General features: G+C 44.9%; 17 protein-coding genes. 1 reads left to right on the top strand and 16 read right to left on the bottom strand.

Translation table 11 applies throughout. From position 1 onward, the window contains the following. Positions 1–32 precede the first annotated feature (32 nt). The 13 genes from FEM33_RS09440 to FEM33_RS09380 form a co-directional block, all read right to left on the bottom strand. A complete protein-coding gene (locus FEM33_RS09440; RefSeq protein WP_139011768.1) occupies positions 33–1535 on the bottom strand; it encodes a RagB/SusD family nutrient uptake outer membrane protein in 1503 nt (500 codons plus the stop codon). 26 nt (positions 1536–1561) lie between these two features. Further along, a complete protein-coding gene (locus FEM33_RS09435) occupies positions 1562–5026 on the bottom strand; it encodes a SusC/RagA family TonB-linked outer membrane protein (RefSeq protein ID WP_139011767.1) in 3465 nt (1154 codons plus the stop codon). A gap of 17 nt (positions 5027–5043) precedes the next feature. Further along, on the bottom strand, positions 5044–6054 hold the full coding sequence (locus FEM33_RS09430; RefSeq protein WP_139011766.1) for a FecR family protein: 1011 nt from the start codon (positions 6052–6054) through the stop codon (positions 5044–5046). A gap of 50 nt (positions 6055–6104) precedes the next feature. Further along, on the bottom strand, positions 6105–6779 hold the full coding sequence (locus tag FEM33_RS09425) for an RNA polymerase sigma-70 factor (RefSeq protein ID WP_139011765.1): 675 nt from the start codon (positions 6777–6779) through the stop codon (positions 6105–6107). 259 nt (positions 6780–7038) lie between these two features. Beyond that, a complete protein-coding gene (locus FEM33_RS09420) occupies positions 7039–8751 on the bottom strand; it encodes a GMC oxidoreductase (RefSeq protein WP_139011764.1) in 1713 nt (570 codons plus the stop codon). Positions 8752–8817: 66 nt separating this feature from the next. Continuing rightward, positions 8818–9339 carry a gluconate 2-dehydrogenase subunit 3 family protein gene (locus tag FEM33_RS09415; protein WP_229214164.1) on the bottom strand — a complete coding sequence of 174 codons (522 nt, stop codon included), beginning with the start codon at positions 9337–9339 and terminating at the stop codon, positions 8818–8820. A gap of 158 nt (positions 9340–9497) precedes the next feature. Then, positions 9498–10736, bottom strand: a complete 1239-nt coding sequence (locus FEM33_RS09410) for an MFS transporter (protein WP_139011763.1) — start codon at positions 10734–10736, stop codon at positions 9498–9500. A 142-nt stretch (positions 10737–10878) separates the two neighbouring features. Further along, positions 10879–11364 carry a lipocalin family protein gene (locus FEM33_RS09405; RefSeq protein WP_161597089.1) on the bottom strand — a complete coding sequence of 162 codons (486 nt, stop codon included), beginning with the start codon at positions 11362–11364 and terminating at the stop codon, positions 10879–10881. Between the two features lie 177 nt (positions 11365–11541). Beyond that, complete coding sequence (locus FEM33_RS09400; protein ID WP_229214163.1) at positions 11542–12579, bottom strand: T9SS type A sorting domain-containing protein; 1038 nt, start codon at positions 12577–12579, stop codon at positions 11542–11544. 172 nt (positions 12580–12751) lie between these two features. Next, positions 12752–13912 carry a cellulase family glycosylhydrolase gene (locus FEM33_RS09395; protein ID WP_139011761.1) on the bottom strand — a complete coding sequence of 387 codons (1161 nt, stop codon included), beginning with the start codon at positions 13910–13912 and terminating at the stop codon, positions 12752–12754. 122 nt (positions 13913–14034) lie between these two features. Continuing rightward, a complete protein-coding gene (locus FEM33_RS09390) occupies positions 14035–15108 on the bottom strand; it encodes an aminotransferase class V-fold PLP-dependent enzyme (protein ID WP_139011760.1) in 1074 nt (357 codons plus the stop codon). A gap of 32 nt (positions 15109–15140) precedes the next feature. Then, entirely contained in the window at positions 15141–17048 is a 1908-nt protein-coding gene (serA, locus tag FEM33_RS09385) for a phosphoglycerate dehydrogenase (RefSeq protein ID WP_139011759.1), read from the bottom strand. Positions 17049–17343: 295 nt separating this feature from the next. Beyond that, a complete protein-coding gene (locus FEM33_RS09380; RefSeq protein ID WP_201747711.1) occupies positions 17344–18336 on the bottom strand; it encodes a YheT family hydrolase in 993 nt (330 codons plus the stop codon). Positions 18337–18449: 113 nt separating this feature from the next. On the opposite strand from FEM33_RS09380, the gene FEM33_RS09375 reads away from it, so the two are divergent. Next, entirely contained in the window at positions 18450–18641 is a 192-nt protein-coding gene (locus FEM33_RS09375) for a cold-shock protein (protein ID WP_026630672.1), read from the top strand. 190 nt (positions 18642–18831) lie between these two features. Here FEM33_RS09375 and FEM33_RS09370 read toward each other — a convergent pair whose 3' ends face one another. The 3 genes from FEM33_RS09370 to FEM33_RS09360 all read right to left on the bottom strand — a co-directional run bounded on the left by FEM33_RS09370 (position 18832) and on the right by FEM33_RS09360 (position 21747). Next, positions 18832–20151, bottom strand: a complete 1320-nt coding sequence (locus tag FEM33_RS09370; RefSeq protein WP_139011758.1) for a DEAD/DEAH box helicase — start codon at positions 20149–20151, stop codon at positions 18832–18834. Positions 20152–20251: 100 nt separating this feature from the next. Continuing rightward, entirely contained in the window at positions 20252–21274 is a 1023-nt protein-coding gene (locus FEM33_RS09365) for an aldo/keto reductase (RefSeq protein ID WP_139011757.1), read from the bottom strand. A 92-nt stretch (positions 21275–21366) separates the two neighbouring features. After that, positions 21367–21747, bottom strand: coding sequence for a co-chaperone GroES (locus FEM33_RS09360; RefSeq protein WP_139011756.1), 381 nt, complete (start codon positions 21745–21747; stop codon positions 21367–21369). Positions 21748–21846: the final 99 nt, after the last annotated feature.

Here is a 21846-nt window from a genome sequence, read left to right as displayed (position 1 = left end):
CAGGGCGGTTTTTTTTATTTAAAAAGCTGGTTTTAATAGCCGTTATTCTGTCTAAGATTCGTATTGTTTCTCATTTCAGACGTTGGAATCGGGAAAAGCAGCTCTCTTTCCGTCAGCGTCGGGCCGTAAGAAAATTTATGCCCTACATAATTATCGAACGTCTTTGTTTTGACATTGAATGCCTTGCGCAAGCGAACCATATCAAACCACGTTATATTTTCAAAACACAGTTCATACCAGCGTTCGCGCCATACCGCTTCCCGGAACATATCTTTTGACAAACCGGTCAGATTTGGCAGCTGTGCCCTGGTTCTGATCGCGTTTACTGCTTCGTACGCTTTTGCAGTCGGGCCGCTCACTTCATTGGATGCTTCCGCATAAGTCAGCAGCACTTCTGCATACCGGATTACCGGCCAGTTCAGATCGCTGTTTGCTGAACTTGTCTGTGCAACCATATCAAAATGCTTGTAAATAAAATATCCGCCAAGGTCCACTTCCTGATTCCGGTTCGCTTCATTGGTAAATTTGGTAAAGAAAAATTGCTTTTCCTTAGCGCGCAAATCGGCCGGATCATACGATTTTACAAAATCCCCGGTTGCATAAATACCTCCGGTTTCATCGGAATACTGGGAAATATTCTTGTTGTAAGGAATAATGGAAACCTGCCAGTTGGACGGAAGAATTTGCGTCCGGAACTGGATCATGAATATGTTTTCCTCGATGTTCTTTTTGGACGGATCATGAAAATCGTTATAGGACGCAAACAGTTTGAACTGCTTGGAATCAATAACTTCTTCCGCTTTTTTCGCAGCCAGCTGATAATGTGATGCTCCTTTCTGCAAGGGAAATCCGGCCATTGTCAGATAAACCTGGGAAAGCAACGATTTTACAGCGCCCATACTTACTTTTCCTGACGCGTCGGTCCATGGCAATCCGGATGCTTCGGCAGTCTGAAGATCCTGTACAATCAGATTGTAAACTTCTTCCGGAGCTGCCTGCGCCGGCCTCAGCTGTTCAGACTCAAGATTAACGGGTTCGGTAACCAATGGGATACTGCCGAACATGCGAACCAGATTGAAATAATACCACGCTCTCAGAAAATATGCTTCTCCCATCAATGCCTTCGCTTCCGCTTCGTTCATCGTAATGGTCGGGATCTTCTGAATGGAAAGATTCGCATTGGCAATTCCGCGATAGTAAGAAGTCCAGTAAGTCTGGCCGTAGCCATTGTCGGACGTGTTTCTTAAATCTTTTATAAAATAGCTGTTGACAGCCTGGCCCAGATCCGTAGCCGCAAGTCCTGTTGCAAACTCCGGCATCATCCATGCGCCGCCGCCGAAGCCGCTGTTGAGCGGTTCACGCAAAGGGGCATATATTGCATTTACGGAACTTCTGGCGTGTGCAGGCTGCGTAAAATAATTCTCTACTGTAAAGTTGCTGGGATCGGATTCTTCAAGAAAGTCGGAACAGCCCGTTGCGCAAAACATGCTCAGAACCGTTGTGAGCAAGCTGATATTTTTAGATATTTTGTTCATTTTACTTCAGGTAAGAGTCAGTATTGTTATAAACCTATGTTCAAGCCCAGCATAAATACCCTTGGTTTCGGGTAATCGTACAAGCCGAATCCCTGATCGAAAGGTGATCCTGAATTGGAAACTTCCGGGTCATAACCTTTGTATTTGGTTGTTACAAAGAAGTTCTGAACCGAAGCATATGCACGCAGGCGATCAAGTTTCAGTCTGGAAACAAGGTCGGACGGGAAAGTATAAGCCAACAGCAAATTGCGTCCTCTTATGAAAGATGCATCTGTAACCTTGTGGCTGTCATTATTGGTCGTATAGTAAGCATTGATCGGACGGATCTGCGCAATCGGCGTGTTCTGGTTGGTTTCTGTCCAGGCATTCAGTACTGTTTTATAACTGTTGGCAATTCCCTGTCTGTCTTCCGCCGAGTGAATACTTCTGTCCAGCACATCATTTCCGTACATGTACTGCAAGTCTACAGTCAGTGACCATGCCTTGTACTGGAATGTGTTCAGGAACGTTCCGAATCCGTCCGGAATACCTTTTCCGATAATGGTCCGGTCGTTGTCATTGATGGTACCGTCGTTGTTTAGATCCTGGTATTTGACATCGCCCGGAAGCATGTTGTAGCGTTTGGCAACTTCCGCCTCCGCTGTTGACCATGTACCCTGATGCACTCTTCCGAAGAACGAACCAACCGGCTCGCCTACTCTGATTACCGTTGCACCGGAGTAAATGTCGCTTCCGCCCGAAAGTGCAAGCACTTTGTTTTTATTTACCGAAATATTGAATGTTGTACTCCATGAAAAGTCTCCGGCCTTGATGTTGGTGGAATTTACGGCAAATTCAACCCCTTTGTTTTCCATGCTTCCTATATTGGTAAAAATACTGCTGTATCCGCTGCTCAGTGGCAAAGGTGCATCCAGAAGCATATCGTTTACTTTTCTGCGGTACAAATCCAGTTCCAAATTCAGTCGGTTAGAAAACAATCCGAGCTCTATACCCATGTCAACCTGCTGTGTTTTTTCCCACTGAAGACTGGAATTGGACATACGTCCGACGCCAATACCAATGTTGCGCGAACCGCCGAAAATGGCATCATAACTGGACATTCCTGCCAATGCGCGATATGCCGGGATTTCGGAGTTTCCGGTAGCACCGTAACTTGCCCTGATTTTCAGGTTGGAAATGGCGGGGATGCCTTTCATAAATTCTTCTTCCGTAACTCTCCATGCAACAGCCGCTGACGGGAAAAAAGCATAACGGTTGGCAGCACCGAATTTGGAAGAACCGTCGATACGGCCTGTAAATGTGATCAGATATTTATCCATCAATCCATAATTCAGACGCGCGAAGTACGAATTCAGACCATAGGCGGAAGCACCGGAAGAAGGAGCAAGCGCCGTGGCACCGGCACCAAGGTTATTAAACTGAAAATAGGTATCCGTAAAATTCTGGCTTCTGGCTGTATTGTCAAAACGGTCCATATGCTGCCACGATAAACCCAGCATGGCGTTAAGGGAATGTATTTTGGCAAATTGCTTGTTATAGGTAAGGTAATTTTCAAACTGCCAGGAATTGAACCGGCTGCTCGCAACGGAAGCATCGCCATTGTTGGAAATATACTGCAGACCGGCTGCCGCGAAATAATCATTGCGCTGATTAATCACGTTTGTACCGATTGTTGACCTGAATTCCAGACCTTCTGCAAACCTTATGGAAGCGTATATATTGCCCAGCATCGTTTGTGTTCTCAGATAGGAAAGCCTTTCTTCGGCTACCCGGAGCGGGCTGTCGCCGCCTTCCATTCCGGGATAATCGCGGTTACTTGCCCATTTTCCATCCGGGTATTTGACAGGAATAATCGGCAATGCTTCCAGCACCTGACGCATGGCTGTAATTCCCCCGCCGCCAAGCTGATCAATCTGTTTTTCATTCTGATCCGTGTAACCCAGTGTACCTCCGACTTTCAGCCAGGTTTTTACCTGACTGTCAAATACAAACCGTCCGGCAAACCTTTTCTGCCAGGAGCCGCGTACAACTCCGTTTTCATTGCGGTAATTCAGAAATGCGCCGTAACTGCCTTTTTCACTTCCGCCGGTGAAGCCGAGCTGATGATTTTGTGTAAATGCTTTCCGGAACGCTTCTTTCTGCCAGTCCGTATCGTATAACGGATTTCCATTTGCATCAAACAAAAGCGGGTTTGTACGTTTAAGCTTGGGATCGGTGTATTTGGTGCCTGTTGCCCAGCCAACGGGATCGTATTTGGCCGCATTCGCATAAGCGGTTTCTTCCACTGCCAGAAACTCCCTTGAATTCAGTACCGGCAACTTCCGCGGTGCTATTCCGATGCTGAAATCCGTATCGTAAGTAACTTTGCCTGCACCGGAAGTTCCTCTTTTGGTCGTAACCAGAATAACGCCGTTTGCACCGCGTGCTCCGTATATTGCTGTGGAAGAAGCATCTTTCAGTACTTCAATGGAAGCAATGTCATTCGGGTTAAGGTAATCAATCGGCGTACTTCCGTTAGCCAGATCCACGGCATTCAAAATTACGCCGTCAATGACATACAATGGATTATTGGAAACACTGATGGAACTGGCGCCGCGGATACGGATATTGGCACGACCGCCCGGACGTCCCGAGTTGGAAGAAACATTCACACCTGTAATCCGGCCCGAAAGCCCCTGATTGAGCGAAGAAGCGGGACGTTCCTGCAACACATCGCCTTTAATGGTACCAACCGCCCCCGTAAGGTCCGATTTCCGTACCGAACCATATCCAACAACGACGATCTCGTCCAGCGCATTTTCATCCTGTACAAGGCTGACAGAAATATTGGACTCGTTGCCAATGGTTATTTCCTGCGACTTATACCCTACAAAGCTGAATACAAGCATGTTCTGCCCGGCTTCGGGAATATCAATGGTAAAATTTCCGTCTGCTCCCGTTGAAGTTCCGCGTTGCGTTCCTTTCAGCACTACGCTCACGCCCGGCAATCCCGCACCGGATTCGTCAGAAACCTTGCCGCTAATCGTTCTATCAACAATAGCCGGAGTGGTTTTCACCGAAGCAATATTCATTGCGAGTGCCTGCTCCGTCAGCAATGCGGCGGATTCTTTCCTTTCTGCCTTGTTTGTTCTGTTGCTTTCTTCTTTATTTTCAACGATGACAAATGTGTTTTTTCTTGTCTGCCTGTATTTCAGTCCGCTGTTCTGAAGAATAAGGTTCAGGTTTTTCTCAACGGGCTGGTTCAGATCAAGCATTCCGGATGTAATCTGAATGGAGCCCACAAGACGGTCTTCAAAGATAATTTCAACACCGTAATGCTTCTGCATATCCAGCAGTATGCTTTTCAGTTTCATTTCCTGCCGTACAGAAGTATGCTGACTTGCCGGCAAAGCAGCAAATGCAATGGTCTGAGAGCGGGCGGGCTGAGATAACGGAGTCATCAACACAATTCCGATTCCCACCCATTGCCTGGCTGATAATGTTAGATTCATAATAAAAAGATTTAGGATTACTTGTTGGTTAAAATAATTGTGGGCCCGTCCTGCTCCATTCTGATGTTGAGCACTTCTGAGACCGTTCTCAAAAGCTCGTCTGCATTCTTTGTTTTAAAATTTCCGGTTATCGTGCGGCTTGTAATTTCAGGATCTTCCAGCCTTACTTTCTGACCGAAATTTTCTTCAATCATGGAAACAATATCCTTTACTGCTGTGGAATTGAAGACATATCGCTGTTCTTTCCAGGAAACCAGTGTTTTTGTATCCTGCTGTTTTTGAAGCTGTACTTCACCGGCACGGCCAAGCGTCGCCATGTCACCCGGTTCCATTATCATTTCCTTATGCTGATCGTTCTGCGAATAATCCAGCCTGATACTGCCGCATGTAAGCGCGACCTTTGTACCGCGCGGCCGGGCAAAAACCGAGAATGTGGTTCCGAGCACTTCAACCTTGAACTGATCGGAAGTTTTTACAATAAAGCGTTTGTTATCAATGGTATGACTGACCGAAAATTCAGCTTCCCCTTCCAGCATTACTTCCCTTACATCCTGATCAAAGCCGAAGCGCGGGACTTTCAGTTTGGAATTGGAATTCAACGCTACTTTGCTACCGTCTTCAAGATATACGTTTGTAATCTGGCCGAAAGAAGTCTGGTAAGATTTGTAAAGCAGTGATTCCCGGAGCAGCCAGCAGCAACCCAGCAAAAGTGTAACAGAAGCCGCAACCAGCCACGATCTGTTGATCCTTTTTAAAAATAAAGATGAATGCCCGCCGCCTGTTATGGTTCTATGTCTGTTTGTTTGAATATAATCATCCGAATCAATACGCTGAAAAAGTGACTTTACAGCAGCGTCCTCATCGGGAACGAATTGAGGGCATCGTGCTTCGTATTCCAGCAGCCATTCGTAAAAGGTTTCCGTATTTTCATTGGCTGTAATCCAGTCTTCAATCAGTTGTTTTTCAAGTAGATTTGCTCTGCCCGACAAATATTCAAAAAGAGCATATTTAGATACAGGTGTTTTCATCGTTGATTCAGTTCGGCGTACAATACCACCTTTGGAAATGCGGTATTCAATCAGATTTCAATTGCACTCAGGACGGTAAGCCCGAATGAAAGCATCCATTCCCCTTTCAGTGCAGACCGCAGTTGTTTAAGCGCTTTGGAAATATGCACTTCCACTGTTTTGGGCGAAATATGCAGCTCATCAGCTATTTCGTGGTATTTCTTGTTTTCAAAACGGCTGAGCAAAAACACTTTCTGACATTGCACGGGAAGTTTTGCAATTACTTCATTGACTTTCAGGAAAAGATGATTGTAATGGATTTCAGCGTCGGGTTGCTGATAGTATGTATACAGGAAATGCTCTTCTCCCGTAATTTCCAGCGTATCCGTTTTACCAAACTCTCTACGCATATACGTATAGCATTCATTTCTTACAGACCTGAACAAATAGCTTGTATAAGATGAATTGATGTTTTCGTAAGCTTTTGTCCGGTAAAACTGAAAAAATACTTCGCTAACCAGATCCTCAGCTATTTGCTTGGAATAAACAAATCTGACTGCATGGCTGCAAAGCGGATTGTAAAAGCGCCGGAACAGCAATTCCAGGCCCTTTTCCGGATTTTGCTCAAAAGTAGTTTTCAGAAATAAGGCCGAATCAATTTCACGGGCATCTACTTTCCCTTCGTGCAGAGGCGTCACAAACGGATTGGTCCGCTTAATTTCATGGTTAGGTAAAGGATCGTGCATTGAGTCTTTGTTTATGTAATAATTAGAAGACTTTCTTGCACTCCGTTTCCCTTACTCTTGATTAAAAAAAATAAAAACTTTTATTAATTATACTCTTAAACGTCATTGCAGCATTATTCCTGCCTTTGGAAGAAATACTTGTACACAACGGATTATTGGCGTTTGTAAGGATGAGAAGGCCATAAACAACAAAAGCCAGAGCAAATCACTGCTCCGGCTTTCACTGAAATTTGTTTATCAGAATCTGATGTGCTGCTTTTTACAAACTCTTCGCTTTCATTTGCTTCACAGCGTAATCCACTGCTCTGGCAGAAAATGCCATGTAAGTCAGGGAAGGATTCTGAGTGGAAGTAGAAGTCATGGAAGCGCCGTCCGTTACAAATACGTTTTTGCACGCATGCAGCTGGTTCCATTTGTTAAGCATGGAAGTTTTCGGATCTTTTCCCATGCGCACGCCGCCCATTTCATGAATATCATTGCCCGGGTTTCTGTGTCCGTCGTGTGCCTTGATATTTTTAAATCCGGCATTCGTAAACATTTCGGTAACCTGCTCCACGTAATCCTTGATCATCTTTTCATCATTGTCGTCATAATCCACTGAAATTTTCAGCTGCGGTATTCCGAACGGATCTTTCAAATCTTTATCCAGCGCAACATAATTGCTTTCCTTCGGAATGGTTTCGCCCATCATATGCGAACCTACGCTCCAGTTGCCGTATTTGGTTTCATGCAGACTTGCCTTCAACGATTCTCCGATTCCATCCTGGTCTGAATACGTATCACGGCTTGCACCAAATCCCGCAGCATATCCTCTCAGAAAATCCGTTTCCTGCTTGTAGACATTACGGAATCTGGGAATATATCCGCCGTTGGGGCGACGGCCATCATCGGTAGAATCCAGAAACCCTTCATACTCCGCCGAAACATGTGCCCGGTAATTGTGAAAAGCAATATATTGACCTAACACGCCACTGTCATTTCCAAGTCCGTTCGGAAAACGGGATGAAATGGAATTCAGAAGAATCAGGTTTGTATTAAGCGCAGCAGCATTTACAAAAATGATGTCGGCATAAAACTCCATCATTTGCTTCGTATTTGCGTCAATCACACGTACGCCTGTCGCTTTTTGCTTTTTATCGTCGTAGATCACGGAATGAACAACAGAATGCGGACGCAGCGTCATATTTCCTGTTTTCATTGCCCATGGAATCGTAGAAGCATTGCTGCTGAAATAACCTCCGAACGGACAGCCTCTTTCACAAATGGTTCGGCTCTGGCATTTTGCACGACCCTGATCCAGGTGTATTTGCTGAGGGTCCGTAATATGCGCTGCACGTCCGATGATAAAATGACGGTCTTTGTACTGCTTGGAAACCTGTTCTTTGAAATATTTCTCTACACAGTTAAGTTCATGCGGTGCCAGGAATTCGCCGTCCGGCAAGGTATCCAGGCCGTCTTTGTTGCCCGTAATGCCGGCAAATTTTTCAACATGGCTGTACCACGGAGCGATATCGTCATAACCGATCGGCCATTCCACGGCAAACTTGTCACGTGCCGGCCCTTCAAAATCGTATTTGCTCCAGCGTTGCGTCTGGCGTGCCCAAAGCAACGATTTTCCACCAACCTGATATCCACGGATCCAGTCGAAAGGCTTTTCCTGAACATACGGATGCTCATTGTCCTTTGCAAAAAAGTGCGCCGAAGATTCCTTGAAATTATAGCATCTGCTTGCAATCGGGTTGGCATCCGTGATTTCCTTCGGCAGTCTGTCACGGTGTTCAAATTCCCACGGCATCATGTTCGTCGTAGGATAATCCTTTATATGCTGCACATCCCGTCCGCGTTCCAGAACGAGCGTTTTAAGACCTCTTTCAGTCAGCTCTTTTGCCGACCAGCCGCCGCTTATTCCAGAGCCAATTACGATGGCATCATAAGTGCGGGCTTTTTTACTATCTATATTGAAATTTGCCATAGTTTGTTTTAAAGAAGAATGAGGAAAAAGAAAGGCATTTTACATTTCCTCGTCCCGCTTCTTTCTTTATCCTTTTTTTACGGGTACACAGCCGTGGTAACGAGCCGGAATCAATTCATAATGTGTAATATTGGTCATTACATACTCAGAAGACATATATCCCTGAATTGTAAGGTTCTTAACCATTCCGAAAAATGCTTTCAGACCGGCATCGGAGCTGTTTTCCATTTCTTTCAGAAGCTGGGTTTGCTGAGGCCGGGCAATTTCCGTGAATGACTTGCCAAAGGTTTTTTTACTTGCGGATTCCAGCGCATCAAGGCCATTTGACAAAGTATCCTGTGCTTTTTTATCATAACAGTCTTTAACCATTTTCTGCACAAAATTGCCAACGCCAAGTTCAGCGGCTCCGGGTGTATCTGTTTTCGGAATAATTGCTTCGACCATTCCTGCCAGTATTTTCGATTGGTCTGCTGCGAGCAAAGTTCCGTTTTCCAACGCTTTTTTGCTCCATCCCGATGCCCATGCCGGCAAATTCGCCATTGCGCCCATGGCAATCGCCATACTTTTAAGCGCTACGCGTCTTTCCATTTAATTTGTCAGTTGATAGTGAAAATGTAAATTATTGTAAGCTGTATGATACACAGCACTGTAAAATCTGGACGAAACAGTACGGCGGATCATTGTAAATGATTTTGCAAGTATTATAACGAAACAAAAGTTACTCCGAACAAGTGCAACAAATTATATTATTCTTCCAAAAAGTTCAGGTCCCTTCCATGTGTTTCCGGGATGGTTATAACGCAGAAAATGCCAATAACAAAGCAGATTAATCCAACCAGAGCTCCTGAATTAATAACCGAGAATGAATCCTTGAAAACTGCAAACAAAGTTGTCATCAGTACGACGGTTCCTCTTACCATGTTTGGAATGGTTGTTGCGGCAGTTGCTCTCAGATTTGTCCCGAACTGTTCAGCTCCGATGGTCACGAACATGGCCCAGTATCCGATGCCGAATCCCAGGAACCCTGCAATTGCGTAAAGCTGGGAAGCCGTGTTAATTCCTGCGTATAAAAAGATTCCGCTGAATATTAACGTAAAAATCATGAGATATAATACAGCTTTCTTCCGCGATTTTAACCAATGACTTAAAAAACCGCTGCACAAATCTCCGATGGAAAGTCCGACATAACACCACATAATTGACAGGCCCGGTTTTATATCCGGAATGCCGAGTGCACTTCCGAATTCATTGCTGAAAGTGGAAAGGATCCCGATCACAAACCACGTCGGAAGACCGATTCCGATGCATTTAAGGTATCTGCTCAGCCGGCTTCTGTTATTGAACAAGGAGAAGAAATTGCCTTTCTGAACGTGTTCCTGATTTTTCAGATCTTTAAAGATGCCGGATTCAAAAACACCGAGACGAAGCAGCAGCAAGGAAATTCCCAGTCCGCCGCCAATAAAATAGGCATAGCGCCAGCTAAAATATTCCACGGTAAAATATGCGACGACGGCACCAAGCAAACCAATACCGGCCACAAGCGAAGTACCAATTGCACGAAGATGCTTTGGCAGGATCTCGGAAACCAGCGTTATTCCGGCACCAAGTTCACCGGCAAGCCCCACTCCTGCAATAAAGCGCAGCACTTTATACGTGTCGGCATCCTGTACAAAACCACAGGCAATGTTAGCCAGAGAATAAGTAAGTATTGATCCGAACAAAACAGACAAGCGGCCTTTTTTATCACCCAAAACGCCCCATAAAATCCCTCCGAGCAGCAAACCGGTCATTTGCCAGTTCAGAATGCTTGCGCCGGTCAGGGAAATTTCCGCATCATTCAATCCAAGAGAAGCCAGGCTTGGCAGACGTACGATACCGAAGAGAAGCAGATCATAAATATCAACGAAATAACCGAGGGCAGCAACTATAACCGGGGCACTAAAAAGGTGAGAAGCATCTGAACGAGGTGCTGAAAGGGTTGTCATTTGTACTTAATATGGGTTTGAGCAGAATTAATGCAATATTATGCAAATAGCCGGACAAAAATCCGGCTATCTGATCGCAAATCTAAAAAATTTAATTAAGAATCTTCTGTTTGAAGCGTACTGAATTTTCCTGATTACTATATTATGCTTTTTTGAATACGATCGTCAGCTTATACGTAACGCCGTCCTCTACTTCCTGCGTTGTCCATTTCATCTCCGTTTTGCCAACTTCCAGATCGTACTCACTTGTTTCTGAACCTTCTATAATCTGGATTTTATTTCCTGTCACTTTCCACGTGGCATTGTCTTCGATTACTTCCGTATCGTCAACTGTACAGCCGGCGGGCACCGTCCCATCAATTTTACCATTGCCTTCAAATTTGAAAACTGTTTCTGAGATGCAATGATTTCCGGTCATGGATTCGATGTATTCCAGAATATCCGTAATTCCGTCCTGGGCAGGATCTATATTCATGGCGGATATTTTCCAGGAACCTTGTACGGAATTTTCCTTAACGGGCTCCTCAGGCTTCGGATCATTTGAATCCTTGTTACAGGACACGATGCCTGCTGCCATAAACAGAAATAAAACAATGCTGCCTAAATTTTTACGATTTAAATTTTTCATGGATTTTGTTTTTTGTAAATAATCCCGAAAGTACAAGCGTAACATCTATGCAAAAAGTATTAACCAGTGAACGGTTACACATTGTGTGAACGGTCATTTTATTGAGTTATTCCCAATCTCAAAAGGCTGTATCAGCTTGCAATTACAAGTAATCAATACCTTAAAATCCATGATCTGTCATTGAACCATAACCCTTACAGATTTTCTTTTTCTGTCAGGTCCGTTAAAAAACAGTACATACATTCCGGAAGCGAGTGTTTTTACAGGAAAGATCAGGAAATGATCAGCAGAAAGGAATTGCTTTCTGAAAGGAATTTCTTTGCCGTTCATGCTGACCAGTCTCAGGGAAGCCGAATCAATATGAACTGATTTCAGTCCTATTATTTTCCCGGACGACGGGTTTGGCGCAACAATTGCATCGGACGGGTTTAATTCAGAAACTGCTTCGCGGATCAGCATGTCATGTATTCTGATTCTGCCGATTCCATTCCGGAACCGGATCTCGAAATTGGACAGTTTTGACTCCGAAAAACCTGAATTGCCCGGATAAGCTTTACTGTTGCGGCTTACGGGTTCATTATTTACCCATAAATCGTAACTTCCCGGAAATGCCTCATATTCCATAGCGTCTTTGGAAAACAGCTTGTATTTGAATGACCTGGCGGAATTATTGAGTATCCAGGTTATAACAACCGGCATTTTTGTCTTTACCGGCTTGCTGCTCAACTGCGTTTCCAGGTCTTTAACTGTAAATGCCGAACCGGCAAAATTGAGCGAGAATTTGCCAAACATCAGCGCATTGCCGGGAAATGAATTGTTTTCCGGATTGAAGTTTTCGCCCACATAAAAATATGCCGCATTTACCGTCGAAGACTGGATATTTTCGGCGCTTAACCGAATCTGGATAAAAAGGGACTTGGGGTTTGGTTTAAATGGACTTGCGCGCATGGCTCTGATGATACCGCCGGTTGCGGAATCCTGCAGTGTCCGGACAAGGTCCATAAATCCATGCTGGAACTTGCAGTATGAAAGCGCAGGAACTGTCTGAACGACATGGCTGAACTGCCCCGTATCGGGGACCGGATTTACGTACGGTTCTGCCTTCAGAAAATCCTGATGAAAATAGGTTGTCTGTGCAAAAAGGTTTTGTGAAAACAGAAACAACAGACAAAGTGCCTGAACATTGAAAAGCAAACGACTGTAAAATAACGGCATAGCAGATGACGGTTTTGATTTAGACGTCATTTGCTTGTAATCGTCACTTAGTATTTGCTGCTTTCTTATAAACAAAACGGAGTTCTGCACAGTTATGCAGGAACTCCGTGATTTTAAAGCCACAAATACCCGAATGAACACGAATCAAAGCTGCAAAGAGCAGTTCATTTCGTTACTTTGAAGCAGTCAGACTTTTGATCAGATCGGTTTCTTCCTTTTTGTAAGGCGTGCCGTCTTTTCTGAAAATATCATGGAACCAGAGTTCGGGTTCGCTCGTGTACGTTTTTTTCCAGCTGTCCCACGGATAAATAGTCTGTGATTTTCCGCTTACCAGGCCCCAGTTAATAGCGCCAACGTTGTATTTTTTTGCAACGGGCAGCGAAGTTTTGAAGAAACTGCCGTTACCGCGCGACATATATTCGGTACAAATGATAGGACGGCCATATTGCTGTAACTGTTTGATTGATTTTTCAAAACTGGCAGCACCTTCATAATTGTGAAAAGAAATAATATCCGATTCATCAATCATTATTTTTTCGACCGGTTTCAGCGTTTCATGCGACGTCCAGTCACCGGCCCAAACGCCGGCAGTCAGCGGCTGCGAAGGATTCACCGATCTAGCCCATGCAAAAGCTTTGGACATCAGCGGCATTACATAATCCACTTTATTGGGAAGCTCCACTTTTCCGTACGAGCTCGTATTCGGGTTGTCCGGTTCGTTCCAGATATCCCATGCCAGTATACGGTTATCATTGGCGAAAGCAGCAACGGTTCCTTTTACGTATTTTTCAAGACGTCCGTATTGCGCACTGTCTTTCAGTGCATTAAGCCCCGGACTTTGTACCCAGCCTGAATTGTGAACGCCGGGCTTTGGCGCGCGCTGTTTTCCCAGTTTCGGAAACGGGTCCCAGCATGAATCGAACAATACGAGTACGGGCTTGATGCCATGCTTTTCAGAAATATCCAGAAATACGTCAAGCCGTTTGATAAATCCTGCCGAATCCTGCTGAAACAACAGATCGTGCAGGTAAACACGCATTGTGTTCATTCCGATTTCCTCTGCCCAGCCGAGCTCCCGGTTTATGGTAGCCGTATCAAACGACTCCTGCTGAAACATTTCCAGCTGATTAATGGCGGTACTCGGCAGAAAATCGGCTCCAACGGGCCATTCCTGTTTTTTGTACCAGTCGTTTGCCTGTTCTTTTGTCCAGATCTTACGTCCGGAATCCTGTGCTGTTTCGTTTACTTCTTTTTTATCTTCAGCCTTTTTGGTACAGTTTTGCAATGAAAGGCAAACTGCCAGAATACAAAGTGTCGTTTTTAGAAAATTCATTCAGCAAGATTTAAATGAGGACTATATTTCAAAACTAAAAAAGCGCAGAATCAGTGATTCTACGCTAAAATGACTTTAAATTATATTCATTCATAAAAAAACAGCATCAGAACAGCAAACTGTTACACTTTCCCCAGCTCGAAAATCAGCTTTTCAACCTGTTCCGTGGACGTTGCCGGAAAATTGGCGATTCGTAGCTGAGTTGCTTTAAACTGCCCGTAACCGCTTCCGATCACCATTCCTTTTTCCTTGACTTTTTTGATAATATCCGCAGAATTAATTTCAGTGTCGGTAACAATAACGGTTTGCGAACGGTTTGGCTTCTCTTTTACAAAAGGAGTAAATCCGCTGGTTTTTTCAAGAAATTTATAAATCAGAGCCGCTTTCTGCTCCGTTTCTTTCCGGATTGTTTTCACCCCGATTTTATTAAAATCCTCGACAATTTTTCCCAAAAGATAAATTCCCATCACATTGGGCGTCGAAGGCGTTTCATTGTTCAGCGCATTTTTCCAGAGCGTCGGCAAGTCGTTGTGCGCGCCGATGGAATACTGATTACGGATGTATTCCGCTTTATGCAGGCATTTTTCATTCACGATCCAGACACCCAGACCCGCAGGCAGGCCGAACGCTTTTTGCACGGAAAAAAATGCTGTATCGATCAGACTATAATCCAGATCGGGGTAAGGAGCCGATGAAACGATGTCCACGGCAATCAGCTTGTCCGGATTTTTCTGTTTAAGCTTGTGGATTTCGGCAACCGGCATCTGCACGCCGGAACTGGTTTCATTATGCGTTGTACAAATCAGCTCGGCATATTCCGGAACCGTAATTTCCGCTGCTGTAAAGCCGCTTCCCATGGGTTTTTCCATGTTGTGCGCATACTTGTTCAGTGCGGTGGAATACTCACAGAATTTTTTGGAAAAAGAGCCGTTCACAAGGTGAAAGCTTTCCAGTTCCACGCAGCTGAATATAATGCGTTCCCAGGCTTCCGAAGCAGAACCCAGAAACATAATGGCATGCGTTTCAGGCACATTCAGCAAAACGCGCAGCTGATCGACTGTAAATTTATGCAAATCGCGGTATTGCTGGCTCCGGTGTGAAATGGAGCCCAGCTGATTATTCACGAAAGTCTGCAGATGCGTTTCAAAAGTAGGATAAAGCTGGGCCGGACCCGGCGTAAAAAAAGTCAGTGACATATAATTGATAAAGTTCAGGTTACGAAAAAGATTTAATAGAGCATTCTGAACCTGATCGTACCTTCTATTTCCTTTACTTCCTGAATAAATTCTTCCGTATAGCCTTTTGCTATATCCACGATCACATAACCGATGTGTTCGTTCGTTTTCAGGTATTGTCCCGTAATATTGATATTGTTTTTGCCAAATATCTGGTTCAGCTGAGCCAATACGCCCGGAACGTTTGCATGAATGTGCAGCAGACGGTGCGAGTCTTTCAGTTTCGGCAGCTGAACTTCCGGGAAATTCACACTTCCGTAAGAGCTTCCGTTATTCATAAATTCCAGCAGTTTGGCAGGCACAAAATGTCCGATGTTTTCCTGCGCTTCTTCCGTGCTTCCGCCGATATGCGGCGTCAGGATCACATTTGGCAGTCCCAGCAATTCACTTTCAAAAGGCTCGTCATTGGTTTTGGGTTCTTTCGGGAAAACGTCCACGCCGGCGCCTGCAACCTTGCCGCTTTTAACGGCTTCGGCCAGCGCATGAATATCCACAACATGCCCGCGCGACAGGTTAAGGAAAATCACGCCGTCTTTCATCAGGTCAAATTCCCGTTTGCCGATCAGGTTTGTATTTTCCTTGCGGCCGTCCACATGCATGCTGATTACATCCGAAATGGCGAGCAGTTCTTCCAGTGAATTTACTTTTCTTGCATTTCCCAGCGACAGCTTTTCCACGGAATCGTAAAAATAAACTTCCATTCCCAGCGCTTCCGCCACAACGGACAACTGCGTGCCGATGCTTCCGTAACCGACCATACCGAGCTTTTTGCCGCGTATTTCAAAACTGCCGTTCGCCGATTTGTCCCAGATTCCTTTATGCAGCTGATTGCTTTTTCCGACAATATTCCGGATCAGCAGAATCATTTCTCCTACGGCAAGTTCCACAACCGAACGCGTGTTGCTGTACGGCGCATTGAATACAGCAATTCCACGGTTTGCTGCTTCTTCCAGATCAATCTGATTGGTTCCGATGCAAAAAGCGCCGATTGCCATCAACCGGTTGGCATTTTCCAGCACACGTTTGGTAATATTGGTTTTGGAACGGATTCCGATAATGGAAACGTCCTTGATCCTTTCGCAAAGTTCGTCTTCGTCCAGCGCGCCTTTTACAAACTCCACATTAAAACCTTCCTCTTCAAAAGCCCGCAAAGCAGCCGGATGCACATTTTCCAGCAACAAAACCTTGATACGGCTTTTCGGGTAAGACTGGCTGCGGCTCATTTTATTATCGTACAGAAAATCATCAAAGGAAGTAGCCACGTGGTCTGCAACGGCAATTACGCGCGGGCGTTCAATGTTTTCTGTAAATGCATAAAAACGACTGGCAAGTCCGGACGCTTTCAGTTCATAATCGGTATAGCCGTCGCCGATTGCATACACATCGCCTGTGAGGTTCAGCGCAGAAAGCATTTTGATTTTGCCGCCGTCCATGGAAAGAACATTTTCCTCATCAATCCCGATGATATTTCCTTCCTCATCAAAAACAAATTCATTGGCATAAACATGATCAGGACGAATGCCCATTTCACTTGCAACCGGCACAATGAATTCCTTAAACCCGCTGGAAACGATAAATATCTGATCGGTATTTTCGGTCAGGAACTGTTTGTTTCTCCGGAATGAATCCGAAACCTTGGTCCGTAAAAACGAAACCAGTTCTGCAATATGGGTACGATTGGCTCTCAGCAGCGCAATCCGCTGACGCAGCCCTTCGGCAAAAGACATTTCTCCGTTCATGCCCTTATTAGTCAGATCCACAATCTGACTGACAATGAAATCACGTTCCGGATGACCTTTCAAAGCAATGGCTGCAAGTTCGTCAAGCCCTTCTACCTTGGTAAAAGTGCTGTCAAAATCAATAATAATGTACGGTGGCGGATTAAGCGTTAATGTGGACATGAAGCGGGATGTAACTGAATAAAAATAGCGTAAAAGTTATTTTGTCTCTAAGGGTCCGTTTTTCTTAAACAAAGGCAATTCCATTGCAGAAATGAAATTTTGATAACTCCATTGTGGCAATTTTACTGCCGCACCGGAATTAAGGCACAAAATTACAAATCTGTTTAGATATGACACTAACAAAAAATTGCGGATGTCAGTTTAATATTGATGAAGTTGATTGCCGGAATCCGGAAGCATGAGCCGGAACAAGCATACAAAGCCGGTTGTTCCTGCATGCAGATGCATTTTCAGCTTATAAATCGTCATTCATTCCGTTTTTAAGAAAAGTCAGTGCCCTGTACTCCGACCAGTAAACGCCGTCATGCAAAACCGCAGGCCGGAACCCGCAATGGCCGCCTTCACCCACAGCTTCCAGCCAGACTTTTGCATGGTGACGGATGGCTTCCACCGGCAGACTTTCAAACGGAACAATCGGATCGTTCAATGCATTGACGATCAGCGTCGGAATGGAAATTCCGCTTACAAAATTCCTGGAACTGCATGCTTCGTAATAATGATCGGCATTGTCAAATCCGTGCAGCGGCGCGGTATACACATCATCAAAATCATAAAGCGTTCGCACATAACGGTTATGGTTCCTATTGAACGCTTCCGGAAACAGCTTCGACTTTTTTGTGATTTTGGGTTTCAGCGTCTGTAAAAAGCGCTGCATGTAAATGATGTTTTTCGGCAGGATCATGGCCCGGCTGCAGGCCAGCAAATCCATTGGAACACTGAACACAACGGCACTTTCAATGCTTTTATCCAGCTTGCTTTCCGATTCGCCCAGGTATTTCAGTGTGAGGTTCCCGCCAAGACTGAATCCCATCATATGAATCCGGCTGTATCCTTTTGCCAATGCATGTTTTACAATCGCGTCCAGATCTTCGGTGGCACCACTGTGGTAAAACCGTGCCGTCTGGTTCATTTCGCCGCCGCAGCCGCGGAAGTTCCAGGCCAGACAATCATATCCGTTGCCGTTCAGCAATTTCACCATTCCCAGAATATACTGCCCCGAACTGCTTCCTTCCAGCCCGTGCGAAAGAATGACAAGCGTCTCTGCCGCCTTTGTACCCTGTGCAAAAGACCAGTCCAGATCCAGAAAATCATGATCTTCCGTAACTATCTTTTCCCGGGAATATTGCACGCCGTACACCTTCCGGAACAGTGCCGGGTAAATACTCTGTAAATGCCCATTGGGAAGCCAGTAAGGCGAAGTAAGCGAGTTATTATGAATGAAAGGCACGCAATTTTACTTATTTGTTAAATAGAACTATTCTAAGTGATCTCAAATTTAATCTTGTTTATCCATTTATTTATATTTACATTTGGTTTTTAAAATATATAAGATCAATACTAATGGCAGAAGGTACAGTTAAGTTTTTCAATGATTCCAAAGGATTTGGATTCATCCAGCCGTCAACTGGTGAGAAGGACATTTTCGTTCACGTTTCAGGTCTTCAGGACGATATCCGTGAAAACGACAAAGTTTCTTACGACGTAGAAAATGGTAAAAAAGGTCTAAACGCAGTTAACGTAAGAGTTATCTAAGTCTGGTCATAATAAGACATTTCGAAAGCATGCTGAACCGCATGCTTTTTTTGTTGCCTTACAGTTTTACTTTCTTCAAATTAGGCATTCCTTAAATGAGAAAATGCATGCTTACGGGCTTTAATATCCTTTTTCAGAATACGGCTTCCCGGAATTAATCCATTCATTTCCTCATCGGTTATTCTGAATTTCACCTTGCTATTTCAATCTTGTATTTCTTGCCCTTCATCTTTTCTGCCGCAACAAGCGCCAGCATTGACTTAACTGCATTGCGCTTTACGGCTGCAAATGATATGTTATCTTTTACTTCTATCAATCCCAGATCCTGTTTTTCCAGATTTCCTTTCTGCAGCAGAAAACCCACAATGTCCATTTTGTTCAGCTTGTTTTTTTTCCCTCCGCTGATGTAAACCGTTACCCATTCCGAAGGCGCAGGTCTGGACAATTTTGCCGGAAGGTTAAGGATTTTCGGCTCAGGTTTGATGTAATCCGGCAATTTTTCTTCTTTTTCCATCAGAATATAAGCCGTTCCTTCGGCGAGCATGCGGGCCGTGCGTCCGTTGCGATGCGTAAATTCATCGCCTTTCATCGGAAGTTCATAATGGATTACATGCTTCATATCCGGAATATCCAGTCCGCGTGCAGCAAGGTCCGTTGCCGCCAGATAAAGCACCGAACCGTTCCGAAAACGGATCAAAGTCCTTTCACGGTCTTCCTGTTCCAGTTTGCCATGAAAAAAGGCGCAGTCAATGCCTTCTTCTTTCAGTATTGTACTGATCCGCTCGACCGAATCCCGCTGATTGCAAAAAATCATGGTAGATTCTGCGCCTAGAAAGCTGATTAAACGGATCAGCACATCCATTTTATCCTTTTTCTCGGAAATCACGCGTACAAGCGTCAGGCTGCTTTTCTGGCTTTTTTCCGATATAAAATCAACGGTTGCCGGCGCGCGGACACCTGTAAATGAAGGTATTTTCGTGTTCGTTGCCGAAACCAGCACTTTCTTTTTAAGATTTCGCAGGTTCCGGATAATTTCCGTCATTTCTTCCTGAAAACCCATTTCAAGCGACTTGTCAAATTCGTCCAGAACAAGCGTTTCCACATGTTTTCCAGAAAACGAATTTCTGTGTAAATGGTCCAGAATACGGCCCGGAGTTCCGATAACAATGGCCGGCGCTTCCACAAGACTGCGTATTTCCGTCTGCATATCATGGCCGCCGTAACAGCAAGTTACCTTGAATCCGGTTGCCATTTTTCTCCAGACCTGCTCAATCTGCAGGGCCAGTTCTCTGGTCGGAACAATCACAAGGCATTGAACAAGATCAGCGTCCGGTTTCAGAACGGCAGCAACGGGCAGCAGAAAAGCGAGCGTCTTGCCCGAACCGGTTGGCGCCAGCAGAACGGTTTCGTTGTTCTGCAGAATCGCTTCATTTGCTTCCTTTTGCATTTCATTCAGAGCTGTAATGCCCAGTCCCTGAATGATGGCAGCACTATTTTCATGATTTATCATATCCAAAGATACGCTACATTAACAGACCGAGACAGAAGTCCGGATAAAAAGAATGCACTATTCCGAAATAGTGCATTCTGATCAAACTGGTTGAATATTCTTATTCCGGAACCCGGTCTCTTCCCTGGCGTTCAAACATCCATTGCGGATATTCGGTTTTCAATGCGCTGATCTCGTTTAATTTCGCAAGATCGTCTTCGGTCAGCGCGACGGAAGTTGCAGCAATGTTTTCTTTGAGCTGATCCGGTTTTTTCGCTCCGATAATGACGCTTGTGACGCTTTTCTGATGCAAGAGCCAGGATAAGGCAATTTGTGCAACGGAAACGCCATGCGCCTCGGCAATCGGGCGGATTACATCGATAATATCATACGCTTTTTCCTTGTCAATCGGCGGAAAATCGAAATTATCGCGGCGGTTCTCGCCAGAAGATTCCGTGTCACGGCTGTATTTTCCGGAAAGGAATCCGCCGGCAAGCGGACTCCACGGCATCAGTGCAAGGTTCTGGTCCTGCATCATGGGAATCAGTTCGCGTTCCAAGTCACGGCCTGCAATCGTATAATAATGCTGACAAGCCACAAAGCGTGTCCATCCGTTTTTGTCCGCAATGCCGTTGGCTTTCATAATCTGCCATGCAGCATGGTTACTCACGCCGAGATACCTTACTTTTCCGGAACGCACCACATCTTCCAGTCCGCGCATGGTTTCTTCCAGCGCCGTTTCAGCATCCACGCCGTGAACATAAAACAAATCAATGTGATCCGTACCCAAACGTGAAAGGCTTTCATTGACAGAATCCATGATATGCAGCCGCGACAAACCGATATTGTTCGGACCGGGTGCCATGCGTCCTCTTGCTTTTGTGGCAATGACGACATCACTCCGCTTGATACCCAGATCTTTTAGTGCCTGTCCGAGAATTGTTTCCGACTTTCCGTAAGAATAGACATTGGCTGTATCGAAAAAATTGATTCCGCTGTCCAGAGCCGTTTTCACCAGTGCACTTGATTCTTCCTGCTGCAATCGGCCGATGGCTTCCCAGTATCCTTCTCCTCCGAACGTCATGGTTCCGAAACAAAGCTCGGAAACGAGCACGCCGGTGTTACTCAAAAATTTGTATTTCATGAAAGTGCAAGTTTACAGGTTTGGATTTTTATGATTTCCGGTATTTGAATATCCAGGAAAATCAATCAGCTTTTAACTTACAAAATTTATGCTCAGTCAAACAGATCTTCCGAACGTTCCAGCATCAGAATCGAGGACTGCGGCACAATCACATATTTCTGACCGTCGTATTCCAGATCGATTGCATTGCGCTGCAGGTAAATCGCCACGTCGCCTTCTTTGGACTGTAATGGCATGTATTTCACTTTTTCTTCGGTTTCCTTCCACGGCTCGTCTTCGGCAGCCACGGGAATCGGATAGCCCGGCCCGACTTTAATGACGTATCCGCTTTGCACCTGTTCTCTCTCGGTAACGGTCGGAGGCAGGAATAATCCGCTGTTTGTCCGGTCGTTCGGGCTTTTCGGCCTGATCAGAACCCTGTCGCCCACGACGATAAGACTTTTTAATCGGTTGTCAGATGTTACTTCGTACATTTTATTGAATACTTTTTCTTGAATTAAACGGTAAAATTGGCCTTTGTAAAAAGGCAAACAAATATTAGTCGGCAAATGTTTATGCCTTCTTCAACCTTT

Origin of the sequence: Dyadobacter flavalbus (assembly GCF_006149045.1) — a bacterium.
Classification (GTDB): Bacteria; Bacteroidota; Bacteroidia; order Cytophagales; family Spirosomataceae; genus Dyadobacter; species Dyadobacter flavalbus.
The sequence above is the reverse complement of the archived record's forward strand: the minus strand, read 5'-3'. Positions and strand labels throughout refer to the sequence as shown.

Coding starts and splice junctions, on each gene's coding strand:
- FEM33_RS09440 (WP_139011768.1), bottom strand. CDS start 1,535: ATGAACAAAATATCTAAAAATATCAGCTTGCTCACAACGGTTCTGAGC.
- FEM33_RS09435 (WP_139011767.1), bottom strand. CDS start 5,026: ATGAATCTAACATTATCAGCCAGGCAATGGGTGGGAATCGGAATTGTG.
- FEM33_RS09430 (WP_139011766.1), bottom strand. CDS start 6,054: ATGAAAACACCTGTATCTAAATATGCTCTTTTTGAATATTTGTCGGGC.
- FEM33_RS09425 (WP_139011765.1), bottom strand. CDS start 6,779: ATGCACGATCCTTTACCTAACCATGAAATTAAGCGGACCAATCCGTTT.
- FEM33_RS09420 (WP_139011764.1), bottom strand. CDS start 8,751: ATGGCAAATTTCAATATAGATAGTAAAAAAGCCCGCACTTATGATGCC.
- FEM33_RS09415 (WP_229214164.1), bottom strand. CDS start 9,339: ATGGAAAGACGCGTAGCGCTTAAAAGTATGGCGATTGCCATGGGCGCA.
- FEM33_RS09410 (WP_139011763.1), bottom strand. CDS start 10,736: ATGACAACCCTTTCAGCACCTCGTTCAGATGCTTCTCACCTTTTTAGT.
- FEM33_RS09405 (WP_161597089.1), bottom strand. CDS start 11,364: ATGAAAAATTTAAATCGTAAAAATTTAGGCAGCATTGTTTTATTTCTG.
- FEM33_RS09400 (WP_229214163.1), bottom strand. CDS start 12,579: ATGCCGTTATTTTACAGTCGTTTGCTTTTCAATGTTCAGGCACTTTGT.
- FEM33_RS09395 (WP_139011761.1), bottom strand. CDS start 13,912: ATGAATTTTCTAAAAACGACACTTTGTATTCTGGCAGTTTGCCTTTCA.
- FEM33_RS09390 (WP_139011760.1), bottom strand. CDS start 15,108: ATGTCACTGACTTTTTTTACGCCGGGTCCGGCCCAGCTTTATCCTACT.
- serA (WP_139011759.1), bottom strand. CDS start 17,048: ATGTCCACATTAACGCTTAATCCGCCACCGTACATTATTATTGATTTT.
- FEM33_RS09375 (WP_026630672.1), top strand. CDS start 18,450: ATGGCAGAAGGTACAGTTAAGTTTTTCAATGATTCCAAAGGATTTGGA.
- FEM33_RS09370 (WP_139011758.1), bottom strand. CDS start 20,151: ATGATAAATCATGAAAATAGTGCTGCCATCATTCAGGGACTGGGCATT.
- FEM33_RS09365 (WP_139011757.1), bottom strand. CDS start 21,274: ATGAAATACAAATTTTTGAGTAACACCGGCGTGCTCGTTTCCGAGCTT.
- FEM33_RS09360 (WP_139011756.1), bottom strand. CDS start 21,747: ATGTACGAAGTAACATCTGACAACCGATTAAAAAGTCTTATCGTCGTG.